Source organism: Gordonia sp. PvP123 (genome assembly GCF_040547295.1).
GTDB classification, from domain to species: domain Bacteria; phylum Actinomycetota; class Actinomycetes; order Mycobacteriales; family Mycobacteriaceae; genus Gordonia; species Gordonia terrae.
The window spans coordinates 529,259-541,180 of record NZ_JBEPPN010000002.1 but is presented as its reverse complement, the minus strand read 5'-3'; the positions used below and the strand labels follow the sequence as shown (position 1 = coordinate 541,180).

The following is an 11,922-nucleotide window of genomic DNA, read 5'->3' as shown; positions in this document are numbered from 1 at the left end:
GTCGGCTCGACAATGCCGGAGAGTTTGACGAAAGCAAAAGCGCCACTCGAGGCCAAGTGCGCCGGTTGTCACCGGCGCTTCTGATCCCAGGTGGCGCTTCTGCGGAAATGGTGCCCCCGGCAGGATTCGAACCTGCGGCCTTCTGCTCCGGAGGCAGACGCTCTATCCCCTGAGCTACGGGGGCTCATCGGGCGGGACTCAGCGTAGCGCACTGTTCCACCGGCGTCCCAATCGGGCAGCTCACGACACGCCGAGGGGGCTCTGCACCCGCACCGACGACCCGTGCTCACCGCGCAGGACATGCAGTTGGGCCGGGATTCGTGCCCGGAGTTCGTCGACATGACTCACCACGCCGACGACACGCCCACCGGTCCGGAGGTCGTCGAGAACACCCATCACGAGGTCGAGCGCCTCGGGGTCGAGGGTGCCGAATCCCTCGTCGATGAAGATGGTGTCGAGCACGCGTCCGCCCGACTCCGCGGAGACGACGTCGGCGAGGCCGAGTGCGAGAGCGAGCGATGCGAAGAACGTCTCCCCGCCGGACAGGGTCGTCGTCGCCCGGAGTGCACCGGTGTACTCGTCGCGCACCTCGATGCCCAGGCCGCCGCGCCGGCCCCGGACACCCGCGGCGTCGGTGTGGACGAACTCGTAACGGCCCGAGGACATCTCACGCAACCGTCCGGACGCGGCGACGAGCACTTCATCGAGGCGCGCGGCCAGCACGTACGACCGCAGGGACATCCGGCGCGCATTCTGGCCTCGCCCACTGACCAGCTCGGCCAGTCCCTGGAGTTCGGCGTGACGGTCCCGCATCGGCGCCAGGGCGTCGAGGGCCGCCCAGAACTGGGTGACGAACTCCTCGAGCCCCGCCGCCTGCCGACCGGCCACGGCGTGTGCCTTCGACGCGGTGTCGAGGCGGCGGCGCGCGGCATCGCGATCGGCGGTGAGGCGGTCGAGGTCCGGCTCGGGAGCCGTCATCGCAGCCCGCACATCGTCGTCGGCGAGGGTCTCCTCCGCGGCGGCGCGCAGACTCGCCGCCTCCTGCAGCATCGCGTCCCACGCGGCGATGCGGGTATCCGGGGCGAACGCCGCCCGAACCGCCGTGACGTCGTCGAATCCCGCGCCGGCGCAGGCAGCGGACAACCGGTCGGTCGCCTCGGCCACCCGATCCCGTGTTCGCGCGGCCTCCTGGCGGGCGTCGCGCAACCGACGTGCGCGGCGGACCAGGTCGGCGAGTTCACGTCGCCGCTCGGCGACCCCGCCGCGCCCACCGGTCGCTTCGCGGACTGCCGCGTCGAGCTCGGTGAGGTTCTCGCGCAAGGAGTTCACGCGCTCGCGACGCGCCGACTGTCCCGCCTCGGTGTCGGCGATGACGGTGCGCCACGCATCGATCTCGGCGTCGATCCGGTCGACGGCCTTCTGCAGTGCGGGAAGTCGAGACGCGGCACGCTCCGCCGCCGCGAGTTCGGCACTCACACGGGTGAGGTCGGCATCGACGGTCGCGGCGTCGGCACCGCCGATGACGGCGTCGAGATGGGCGCGGCGTTCGCCGAGCGCGGCCACCGCGGATTGCGCGATGGCCTTGATCGCACTCGCCCGCTCCTCGGCTGCGGTCGCCTCCTCCTCGTCGGTGGCCGTCTCGAGCGAGGCGGCGACATCCGTTGCCGGCTGCGGGTGCGCAACCGAACCGCAGACGACGCACGGCTCTCCGTCGACGAGCTCGCCTGCCAGTTCCACGGCCATCCCGGCGAGGCGGCGTTCCCGGGCGTCGAGCACCCGCTCCCGGGCGTCGGTATGCGCGTCGCGTGCGCCGAGCAGCTCCTTGTCGGCGGCGGCGAGCCGCACGAGGACCTCGTCCCGGTCGGTCAGGGCGTCGCGGACCCGTCGCAGTGCGTCACGCTCGGCCCGCAGCTTCGGGGCCTGTATGCGCAGGTCTCCGGCTGCCTGGAGCGCGTCGGCGGCCTCGGCACGCCGACCCGGTGCGGCCTCGAGCGACTCCCGCGTCTGGGCGACCCGGCGATCGGCGTCGGCGAGGGCCGTGTCGAGTGCATCTATCTCGGCGACCAGTGCCGGCCGCTGCGCAACCCGCTGGGCGAGGGGTTCCCATCGACCCGATTCCTCGGTCCAGCGGTCGATCGCGGCGTCCAGGCGCTCGTCGAGGTCCGCGTCCGGCTCGACGGCACACAGGATCTCGCCCTCGGGCATCCGGCACAGTTCGGCACGCGCAGCGGCAACGGACTGTTCGGCGGCCGAGAGTTCGCGCGCCACCCGGTCGGAGTCGTCGGCGAGCGGCACGATCGGCGCCGCCCGCAGCGCGAGCCGGCGAGCGTGCGCGGCGGCCGCCAGCGACTGCTCCCCGTCGGCGAGCCGGGCCAGACGCTCGGTGGCCGCACGCCCCCGGCGTCGCAGCTCCACGAGCCGGCTCCCGCTCTCGTGGGCGGCCTGCGCCTGGTCCGCCGCAGCCTGTGCCGCAGTCGATTCCGCGAGCGTGCGCTCCGCGACCGCCCGGGCACGCTCGAGACACTCCTGCGCCCAGTCGAAGTCTGGCTCGGCGGCCGGGTCGGCACCACCGACCGCCACGATCTGGCCGGCGATCCGGTCGAGCACCGCGGTCTGCTCGGTCAGCCTGGCCGCGCTCTCGCGGGCCCGCTCGCGCAGCCACTCCTCCAGATCACCGAAACGTTCGGTGTCGAACAGCCTCTCCAGCAACGCTTCCCGCTCATCGGAGTGCGCGCGCAGGAACCGTGCGAAGTCGCCCTGGGGCAGCAGCACCACCTGGAAGAACTGGTCGGCACTCATCCCGAGCAGCCGGACCACCGCGTCACCGATCTCGGGGATACGGGTCAGGTCGGGACCTGACCCGTCCACCCACATCAGCGTCGCCCGGGCGTTCACCTTACGGGTGCCGTTCCCGCGCTTCTTGGGTCGCTCGTGCTCGGGCGACCGCGTGATCCGCAGACGACGGGACGCGATGGTCGCCTCCAGTTCGACCTCCGGGATCTCGTCGGCCGCCGCGTGATCCGAATGCAGTCGCCGATTGACGTCACGCACGCCAGGGACCCGCCCGAACAACGCGAAGGCCACGGCGTCGAGCACCGTCGTCTTACCCGCACCGGTCTGGCCGTGCAACAGGAACAGTCCGTCGCCGCCGAGGTCGTCGAAGTCGACGGTGATCTCGTCGGCAAAGGGGCCGAACGCGCGGATGCGCAAGCGATGCAACCTCATGCGGATTCCGCGACGATCGCCTCGATGTCGAAGAGAGTCAGTTCGGCGGCGTCGGATTCGGGCTCGCCGACCACGGCGCGCAGTGCCCGCTCGAGGAGCACCCGCTCCCCCTTCGTCGGCTCATCGCGCACGTCGGAGATGAACGAGGCGACGATCTCGGCGTCGCTCCGCCCACGCACACGGGACCGGTAGTCGACCCCGGAGCCGGAATGCGGACGCTCCCACTGCACGTGGACGGCGAACGGGAAACGCTCACGCAGGCGTCGCATCGCATCGGTGGGGCGGACCGGGTCGGTCAGCGTCACCTCGACGTAGTGGTCCTGCGCCGCGTCGTACTGCTGATCAGTCAGCAGATCGCCGAGAACGCCGGTGAGGGAGCTCAGTTCGCGAACGACGGGCAGCTCGTGCGGACGAACCTCCGCGACACCGTCGGCGTCGAGGTCGATCACCAGGGCGGCCTTGCGATGGGTTCGCTCGCCGAAGGAGTACGGCAGCAACGACCCGCTGTACCGGACGGTGTCGGTGACGCGCTGCGGCGAGTGCAGATGACCGAGTGCCACGTAGTCTGCCCCGGAGAACGTCTCGGCGGGAACGGTTTCGACACCGCCGACGCTGATCGAGCGCTCCGACCCGGAGGCGGCGGCCCCGCTGACGAAGGCATGCGCCACCACCACGGACCGGGCGCGGCGCGCGGCGAGGTCGGTGCGGACCCGCGTCATGGCGGCGTCGAGCACCGCGGTGTGGCCGCCGGCCGACTCGACCCCGAGGTGGCGGCGCGCGGTGTCGGGTTCGAGATACGGGATGCCGTAGATCGCGACGTCGCCGTGGGCGTCGGCGAGCAGGACCGGCCGGTCGATGTCGGCGATCGAGGTCCGCAGGTGCAGGCCGCCGGCCGCCGCGAACCCCGATCCGGCGCCGAGCCGGGTGGGTGAATCGTGATTGCCCGAGGTGACGACGATCTGCGCTCCCGCAGCGGCGATCTCGGCCAGGCCCTCGTCGTACACCCGCACCGCGTCCGCGGACGGGACAGACCGGTCGTAGACGTCCCCGGCGACGATGACGGCGTCGGCCGACTCCGCCGCGACGAGCTCGGCCAGGTGGGTCAGCGCGCGGCGCTGGTCGGCGAGGAGCTCGACCCCGTGGAACGTCCGGCCCAGGTGCCAGTCGGAGGTGTGCACGATCCGCATGGGCGCAACCTTACGGTCGGGTCCCGACAGATCGTGGGACGCGCGCTCGCCGGCGCCCGGACCCCGGGACGGCGGTCGGCTACCGGGCGTCGGTGGCCACCGCGTGTGGATCGACGACCTGGGGTGGAACGGTCTGGTGCGCGGGGCGCACGAAGAAGAACGTCGCGACGACGCCGATCAGCAGCGCGGCCGCGGGTAGGTACAGCGACTGTCCCATCGCGGCGGCGAAACCCTCGCGGAGGAACTCCGGCAGCTGGCCCGCCGCGCCGTCCTGCGCGTTCTCGGCGTCGACCCCGGGCAGCTCGGCCGCGAGCCGGGTCTGCAGGAGCGCGCCGATCATCGCCGAACCCAGCACCGAGCCGATGACCCGCAGTGTGTTGTACACGCCCGCACCGGCACCGGCCTGATGCCACGGCAGGTTGCGGGTGGCCGTCGCCGCCAGCGGCGCCCAGATTCCGGCCGAGGCCACACCCATGAGGCACAGCGGGACGACGATCAGCCAGACCGGGGTCTCCGGACGCGCCACGAAGCCCAGCCACGCGATCGCGATCGCGTTCAGCAGCAATGCCGAGGACACGATCGTGCGCGGGTGCACGCGGTCGACCATCCGCCCGACGAACGGGGCCAGGACACCGGTCAGCACGGCCATCGGCACCAGGACCACCGCCGACTCGGTCGGCGACATCCCGCCGACGAGCTGGAGGAAGAAGGTCAGCGGGATCATCATCGCGGACACCGCGAAACCCATCGAGGCGATGCCGATGGTCGACAGCGAGAAGTTGCGGTCGCGGAACAGCGACAGCGGGACCAGCGGCTCCGTGCGGATCCGGGACTGCCAGTAGACGAAGACCCCGAGGACCACCAGACCACCGACGATGAGCAGCCAGATCCAGGCATCCCAGGCGAAGGTCTCCCCCTCCTGGATGCCGAAGACCAGCGCGGACAGACCGACGGCGGACAGCGCGACGCCGATCCAGTCGAACTGGTGGTCGTTGGTCCCGACCCGTGGGACGAGGATCGCGGCGAGGACGAGACCGACGACGCCGACCGGCAGGTTGATGAAGAAGATCCACTCCCAGCCGAATGCGTCGGTCAGGACACCGCCGAGCAGCGGTCCGACGAGGGTCGCGACGCCGGCGACGGTGCCCCACACACCCATTGCGGCGCCGCGCTTCTCGGCCGGGAAGATGCGCGTGATCAGTGCCATCGTCTGCGGGGTGATGAGCGCCGCGCCGACACCCTGGAGTGCGCGCGCGCCGATCAGCTCCCCGATCGACGACGACAACCCGCACCAGAGACTCGCCACGGTGAAGACCGCGAGACCGATCTGGTACATCGTCTTGGGACCGAACTTGTCACCCAGCCTGCCGGTGATCAGCAGCGGCACCGCGTAGGTGAGCAGGTACGCACTGGTGACCCAGACGACGCCGTTGACGTTTGTGTCGAGATCGGCCTGGATTCGCGGCTGGGCCACGGCCACGATCGTCATGTCGACGAGGATCATGAAGAAGCCCACACAGAGCGCCAGCATCGCGGCCCACGGCCGGGTGGTGACCATCTCGTCGGTACCCGCGTTCTCGCCGCGGGTGGCGTCGCTCGATCGCATTTTCCCGATGCTAGACCTGTCCGATTCGCCGACGACCCGCACGATCGCGGGGTTCGACCGCGACCGGGTCGTCTGTCGCCGGACATCATCGTCGTCGGACGTCATCGTCGCCGGACATCATTGTCGCCGGACATCATTACTGTGGAACCCATGACCACCGAGTCCGACCAGAGCACCGCATCCGAGGACGAACAGGGTTCGTACGTGATGACCGGCGAGGAATTCGTCCGGGACACGAAGTACATCGAGACCCGCATCACCGCCGACGGCCGGGACGGCTACCCGGTCGAGGCGGGCCGCTATCGGCTCGTCGCCGCCCGCGCGTGCCCGTGGGCCAACCGGACGCTGATCGTCCGGCGGCTCCTCGGGCTCGAGGACGCCATCTCCCTCGGACTGTGCGGCCCCACGCACGACAAGAACTCGTGGACCTTCGATCTCGACCCCGGCGGAGTCGACCCGGTCCTGCAGATCCCGCGGCTCAAGGACGCCTACGAGAAGCGGATCCCCGGCTATCCCAAGGGGATCACCGTGCCCGCGATCGTCGACGTGCCGACCGGCGAGGTCGTCACCAATGACTTCCCGCAGATCACCATCGACTTCTCCCTGGAATGGACCGCCTTCCACCGGGACGGCGCACCGGAGCTCTACCCGGAACGTCTGCGCGACGAGATCGACGAGGTCAGCCACGGCGTCTACACCGAGGTCAACAACGGTGTGTACCGCTGCGGTTTCGCCGGCAGCCAGGAGGCCTACGACGCGGCCTACGATCGCTTGTTCACCAAGCTCGACGAGCTGTCGGACCGACTGTCGACGCAGCGCTACCTGGTCGGCGACACGATCACCGAGGCCGACGTGCGCCTGTTCACCACCCTGGCGCGGTTCGACGCGGTCTACCACGGTCACTTCAAGTGCAATCGCAGCAAGTTGAGCGAGATGCCGGTCCTGTGGGCCTATGCCCGCGACCTGTTCCAGACGCCCGGCTTCGGCGACACGACCGACTTCACGCAGATCAAGCAGCACTACTACATCGTGCACACCGATGTGAATCCCACCCAGATCGTGCCCAAGGGGCCGGATCTGCGTGGCTGGCTCACCGAACACCATCGTGCCGACCTCGGCGGTCGGCCGTTCGGCGACGGCACGCCACCCGGCCCCCCACGACCCGCCGAAGTCGTGCCCGCACAGGATTGGGTACCCCAGAGCGAGAGAGACCGGACATGAAAGACAAGACGACACAGGGACTGTCGACGGACAAGGGTCGCACGCCGCCGGGCAAGGCCGTCGAGGTGACCGGCGGTCTCCTGGACCGGGCGCAGCGGCTGCAGGCGCCCGCGGTGAAGAAGTACGTGGACTCGCTGCGGCGGAAGTACCCCGACGACTCCCCCGCGCAGATCATCGAGCGGCTCGAGAAGCGCTATCTGAACGCGGTCACCGGTTCCGGCGGAGCGGTCGGCGCGGCCGCCGCGGTGCCCGGAGTCGGCACGATGACCGCCTTCGGCGCGATGACCGGGGACACGGCGTTCTTCCTCGAGGCCTCGGCGCTGCTCGCGCTGTCGATCGCCGAGGTGCACGGCATCCCGGTGCACGAATCCGAACGCCGCAAGGCACTCGTCATGACCGTCGCACTGGGCGAAGAGGGCGTGCTGGCGCTCGGTCGGGTGGTCGGCACCGGCGGCGGCGCCCTGCGCAGGCTCGGCGGCGCGGCTCTGCCGTCCGGGGCGATCACCAAGCTGAACAAGACCCTGGTGAACAAACTCGTCCGCAAGTACGCGATCCGCCGGGCGCCACTGATCTTCGGCAAGCTGATGCCCGCGGGGATCGGCGCGGTCATCGGCGGCGCGGGCAGCCGCGCCCTGGGCCGCAAGGTGGTACACAACGCCCGGGATGCCTTCGGACCGGCTCCCCGGGCGTGGGTCATCGACGTCGACTTCACCGAGACACCCACCCCGGATCCGCTCCCGCCCGGTTCCTGGTGATCGCGGCACCCCCACTACCCACTCCGTCCGCGCCCGCGCCCGGGTGGATTCGCCGGCTCGTCGGCGAATCGTGGCGATACCGGCGCGTCGTGGTCATCACGATGACCGTCACGCTGATCGCGGTCGGGGTCGACGTGCTCATGCCGTTGCTGACCAAGGCGGCGGTCGACCATGCGACCGGCGTCGTCGACGACGGTCTGTCCCTGCGCACCGTCATCGTCGCCCTGGTCGTCTTCGCCGTCGTGCGGTACGCGTGCCACATGGGCCGGCGGGTGTTCGCCGGGCGACTGGCCGTGAGCGTGCAGAACTCGCTCCGACTCCGACTGCTCGACACGCTGCTGCACCTCGACGGTCGCAGCCAGCACCAGATCCGCACCGGTCAGATCGTGTCCCGGTCCATCACCGACATCCAGGTGGTGCAGAGCCTGCTCGCCATGGCGCCGTTGTCCCTGGGCGCCGCGGTGCAGATGGTCGTGGCCCTGGCGATCATGGCCTACCTGTCGCCGCTCCTGACCGGCGTGGCGCTGCTGATCGTCCCGTTGATCGCCGTCGAGGTGTGGCGGACGCGACGCCGCCTGTTCGCCGCGACGTGGTCGGCCCAGCAGTCGGCCGCCGACGTCGCCCAGCACGTCGAGGAGACCGTCACCGGCGTACGGGTCGTGAAGGGCTTCGGGCAGGAAGACCGTGCCGTCGACGACCTCATCACCCGCTGCCGGACGGTGTTCGCGCGACGGCTGCGCGCCGCGCGGATCAACTCGCGGTTCGCCCCGACGCTCGCCGCGATCCCGCAGCTGGGCATGGTCGGGGTGATCGTGGTGGGTGGTTATCTCACGATGACCGGCGCGATCACCGCCGGCACCTTCCTCGCGTTCAGCACCTATGTCGCCACGATGACGGGTATCGCCCGGTTGCTGACGAACCTCATCGTCAACGCGCAACTCGCGCGCGCGGCGGTCGAACGCGTCTACGACGTCATCGACCATCCCCACGACCCGGGCGACGCCGCGACCGGCTCACTTCCCGACGGCCCCCTGGGCGTCGAACTGGCCGGGGTGGGATTCGCCCATCACACGCACGACGCCGACGACCCGCCCGCGGTGCTGTCCGGGATCGACCTCCGGATCGAACCGGGCGAATGCGTGGCGATCGTGGGTCCCCCCGGCTCCGGGAAGTCGACCGTCGCCGACCTGGTCAGCCGGTTCGAACGACCCGACACCGGGACCATCTCCCTGCTCGGCGAGGGCACCGGAGCCGACGCGGACCGCCCCCGGTACCGGATCGACGACCTGGCGCCCGAGGCCCTGCACCGCGCCCTGGCCGTGGTCTTCGACGAGCCGTTCCTGTTCTCGGACACCATCACCGCCAACATCGCGATGGGCCCGGCCGCGACCGCACCCGATGTCGCCGACCGGGTCCGAGTGGCGGCCGCCGCCGCCGACGCCGCCGAGTTCATCGACGCACTGCCCGACGGTTACGACACCGTCATCGGCGAGCGCGGGCTCACCCTGTCGGGCGGTCAGCGCCAGCGCATCGCGCTGGCACGGGCGCTCTTCGCCGATCCCCGCATCCTCGTCCTCGACGACGCGACATCCGCGGTCGACGCGACCACCGAGTCCCGCATCCTGGGCGGGTTGCGCACCCGGCGCGCCACAATGCTGGTGCTCGCCCACCGCCGGTCGACGCTCGTCCTCGCCGACCGCGTCGCCGTGCTCGACGACGGCCGGATCACGGCGCTGGGCACCCTCGCCGAGCTCGAGGCCACGTCACCGCGGTTCCGCGAGCTGATGTCGAGCACGGCGCCCCCCGACGGCACACCCGGTGAGGCCGCGGTGGTCGACACCGCGCCGCCGCTGCGCGGCCCGACCGCGACCGACATCGAGAACCTCTGGCCGACAGTCGAATCCGAGTCCGGCGGCGTCGCAGCCCGGACCTCGCCCGCGGCCGGGGCGGGCTCCCGGACCGGTCGCGGGGGTGGCGTCGCCAGCGCACTGGGTTCCATGCCGGCCACCCCCGAACTCCAGGCGTCCGTGGACGCCCTCCCGCCTGCGGTGGAGCGTCCCGAGGTCGACGTCGACGCCGCTCGGCGCGAGAACCCGGTCTTCACCCTGCGCGGCCTCCTCGCGCCGGTTCGGTGGCTGCTCGCCGCCGCACTGCTCGCCATCGCGGTCGACACCCTCGTCGGTCTGGCCTTCCCGAGCATCGCGCGGGCGGTCATCGACGCGACGGGGCACACCGAGCGGTCGACCCTGCTGTGGGCCGCGCTCGGCGGCGGCGCGCTGGTCGCGGTCGGCTGGGTCGCCGCGAAGTCGATGACGATCACCTCGACCCGGGCCGGCGAACGCGTGCTGTTCGGCCTGCGCATCCGCAGCTACGCCCACATCCAGCGACTCGGACTCGACTACTACGAGCGCGAGCTGTCGGGGCGGATCATGACGCGCATGACGACCGACATCGACGCGTTGTCGACGTTCCTGCAGACGGGGCTCACCTCGGCGATCGTGGCTGTCCTGACCCTGGTCGGCGTCGGGGTCGCACTGTTGGTCACCGGTCCTGTCCTCGGGCTGCTGGTGATGCCCGTCTTCCCGCTGCTGATCGGCGCGACGATCGTCTTCCGGCGTGTGGCGAGTCGCGCATACACCCGCTCGCGCGAACTGATCAGCGTCGTCAACGCCGACTTCCAGGAGAACATCGCCGGCATCAAGACCACCCAGACCTACCTGCGCACCGACAGCGCCCAGACGCGGTTCGCGCAGCGGTCGGCGGAATGGGTCGAGGCGCGGATGGTGTCGCAGCGCGCGATCGCCGCCTACTTCCCGCTCATCCAGCTCATGTCGGACGTCGCCACCGCGATCGCGCTCGGGGTCGGCGCCGGTCAGGTGGCCTCGGGGTCGCTCTCGGCGGGCACCCTGGTCGCCTTCGTGCTCTACCTGACGATGCTCTTCGGTCCGGTCCAGCAGCTGTCGCAGGTGTTCGACGGCTACCAGCAGGCGGCGGTGGGTCTCCGGCGCATCGGTGACCTGCTGCGCACGCCGAGTTCGTTGCGTACCTCGGCGCGGGCCGAGTCCCCGCCCGACACCGGATTCGACGGCGTCGTCGACTTCGAGCGGGTGGGCTTCCGCTATCAGGGCTCCTCGACGGACGCGCTGGCCGGCGTCGACCTGCACATCCCGGCCGGGTCGTCGCTGGCACTCGTCGGCCGGACCGGCGCCGGGAAGTCCACGATCGTCAAGCTCCTGGCCCGCTTCTACGACCCGACCACCGGCCGCGTCGTCGTCGACGGCACCGACATCGGCGACTACGACCTCGCCGGATACCGCAGGCGACTCGGTCTGGTCCCGCAGGAGCCGCACCTGTTCACCGGCACGGTCGCCGAGAACATCGCCTACGGCCGGCCCGGTGCCGATCGGGCCGCGATCGTCGACGCCGCGGCCGCGGTCGGCGCGCTGCGCATGATCGCCGTCCTCCCCGGCCGGATGAATCATCCGATCGGCGAGCGCGGACAGGGACTGAGTTCGGGGCAGCGCCAGCTCATCGCGCTGGCGCGGGCCGAGCTCGTCGAACCCGATCTGCTCCTGCTCGACGAGGCGACCGCGACCCTCGACCAGGCGACCGAGGCCCAGGTGCTCGCCGCCGGCCGCGCGGTGACCCGGCACCGCACCTCGGTGATCGTCGCGCATCGGCTGGCGACCGCCGCCCGCGCCGATGCCATCGCCGTGGTCGACGGCGGGCGGATCGTCGAGCTCGGAACACACGACGAGTTGCTCGCGTTGGGAGAGAGGTACCGCGGCTTCTGGGATGCCGGTGTCGATCCCGACGAGCCGGCGGTGCCCGACAACGATCCACCCGCTCCGACCAGCGCACGGACCGCCGCCACGACGGTCACGCGGGCCACCTCGGACCTGACTCCGTAGTAACAGGTCGGTCAGCG

6 protein-coding genes and 1 tRNA gene are annotated in these 11,922 nt (G+C 71.0%); 3 read left to right on the top strand and 4 right to left on the bottom strand.

The genetic code is table 11. The annotated features are described in order from the left end of the window. Positions 1-108 precede the first annotated feature (108 nt). The 4 genes from ABIC25_RS05300 to ABIC25_RS05285 form a co-directional block, all read right to left on the bottom strand. Positions 109-184, bottom strand: a tRNA-Arg gene (locus ABIC25_RS05300). 56 nt (positions 185-240) lie between these two features. Beyond that, positions 241-3,225, bottom strand: a complete 2,985-nt coding sequence (locus ABIC25_RS05295; protein ID WP_354560297.1) for an AAA family ATPase — start codon at positions 3,223-3,225, stop codon at positions 241-243. Further along, entirely contained in the window at positions 3,222-4,412 is a 1,191-nt protein-coding gene (locus ABIC25_RS05290; RefSeq protein ID WP_239403673.1) for an exonuclease SbcCD subunit D, read from the bottom strand. The genes ABIC25_RS05295 and ABIC25_RS05290 overlap by 4 nt, the downstream gene beginning before the upstream one ends. A gap of 79 nt (positions 4,413-4,491) precedes the next feature. Beyond that, entirely contained in the window at positions 4,492-6,018 is a 1,527-nt protein-coding gene (locus ABIC25_RS05285) for an MFS transporter (protein ID WP_004021139.1), read from the bottom strand. 150 nt (positions 6,019-6,168) lie between these two features. On the opposite strand from ABIC25_RS05285, the gene ABIC25_RS05280 reads away from it, so the two are divergent. The 3 genes from ABIC25_RS05280 to ABIC25_RS05270 are packed head-to-tail and all read left to right on the top strand — an operon-like array spanning position 6,169 to position 11,905. Next, positions 6,169-7,239 carry a glutathione S-transferase family protein gene (locus ABIC25_RS05280; protein ID WP_004021140.1) on the top strand — a complete coding sequence of 357 codons (1,071 nt, stop codon included), beginning with the start codon at positions 6,169-6,171 and terminating at the stop codon, positions 7,237-7,239. Then, positions 7,236-7,994 carry a hypothetical protein gene (locus tag ABIC25_RS05275; protein ID WP_101819002.1) on the top strand — a complete coding sequence of 253 codons (759 nt, stop codon included), beginning with the start codon at positions 7,236-7,238 and terminating at the stop codon, positions 7,992-7,994. The genes ABIC25_RS05280 and ABIC25_RS05275 overlap by 4 nt, the downstream gene beginning before the upstream one ends. Then, the gene (locus ABIC25_RS05270) at positions 7,988-11,905 is read left to right on the top strand and encodes an ABC transporter ATP-binding protein (protein WP_354560344.1); all 3,918 of its coding nucleotides are present in this window, start codon (positions 7,988-7,990) and stop codon (positions 11,903-11,905) included. Before ABIC25_RS05275 ends, ABIC25_RS05270 begins: the two co-directional genes overlap by 7 nt. Positions 11,906-11,922 lie beyond the last annotated feature (17 nt).